Annotated in this window: 1 protein-coding gene; it reads left to right on the forward strand. The window is 62.5% G+C overall.

Annotation, left to right across the window (positions count from 1 at the left end; genetic code table 11):
- Positions 1-58: 58 nt before the first annotated feature.
- On the forward strand, positions 59-1,261 hold a 1,203-nt coding region (locus AC1Q7F_RS32580; RefSeq protein ID WP_492512706.1), incomplete at its 3' end, for an IS256 family transposase.

A 1,261-nucleotide genomic window follows, 5' to 3' on the forward strand; every position in this document is an offset into this window, starting at 1 on the left:
GGGACTATCGGGAATTCCGTGCTCGGCTGGGCCATACTGAAGCGAAAGGAGCTTCACGATGGCAGGACGCAAGGAACCGATTATCCCCGATGCGCTTCTGGACCAGTTGCTGGCCGGCGGTGACGCGAAGGCAGCGTTTGACCAGAACGGCCTGCTTGACCAGTTGAAGAAGGCGCTGGCGGAGCGTGTATTGAAGGCGGAGATGGATCACCATCTTGCCGGCGATGAGAGTGGCAACCGGCGCAACGGCTATGGCCGCAAGACGGTGCTGACGGATACGGGGTCGGTTGAGCTGTCGATCCCGCGCGACCGGGCCTCGACCTTCGACCCGCAGCTGATCGGCAAGTACCAGCGGCGGTTCCCTGGGTTCGACGAGAAGATTATCTCGATGTATGCGCGGGGCATGTCGACGCGGGAAATCACTGGCCATCTGCGGGAATTGTACGGGATGGAGGTGTCGGCGGACCTGATCTCTGCGGTGACGGATGCGGTGCTGGAGGAGGTGTCGGCCTGGCAGACCCGGCCGCTGGAAACGGTATATCCGCTGGTTTTCCTGGACGCGCTGCGGGTCAAGATCCGGGACGAGAGCCTGGTCCGGAACAAGGCCATCCACATCGCCATCGGCGTGCGGGTGGACGGCAGCAAGGAGGTGCTGGGCCTGTGGATCGAGCAGAATGAGGGGGCGAAATTCTGGCTGCGGGTGCTGAACGAGTTGAAGAACCGGGGCGTGGAGGACATCCTGCTGGCCGTGGTCGATGGGCTGAAGGGCTTTCCCGAGGCCATCGCCGCCGCCTTTCCAGAGACGAGCGTGCAAACCTGCATTGTCCATCTCCTGCGCCACAGCATGGAATTCGCGTCCTGGAAAGACCGCAAGCCGGTCGCCGCCGCGCTCAAGCAGGTCTACGACGCCTTGGATGATACGGAGGCGGAGAAGGCGCTGGCCGCATTCGAGCAAGGTCCCTGGGGCCGGAAATATGAGGCCATCGGCAAGGCCTGGCGCCGGGCCTGGCAGGAGGTCATCCCGTTCTTTGCCTTTCCCCGCGAAGTCAGGCGCATACTCTATACAACAAATGCCATCGAGGCCCTGAATTCAAAGCTCCGCCGCGCCGTCCGGGCCAGGGGGCATTTCCCCAATGACGACGCGGCGCTGAAACTGCTCTTCTTGGTCTTGAACAGGGCCGAGAAAGAGTGGAAAATGCCCACCCGTGAATGGATGGCCGCCAAGGCTCAGATGGCCGTCCTGTTCGGCGACAGGTTCACA

Source organism: Niveispirillum sp. GW835-FHT14G11 (assembly GCF_058793615.1).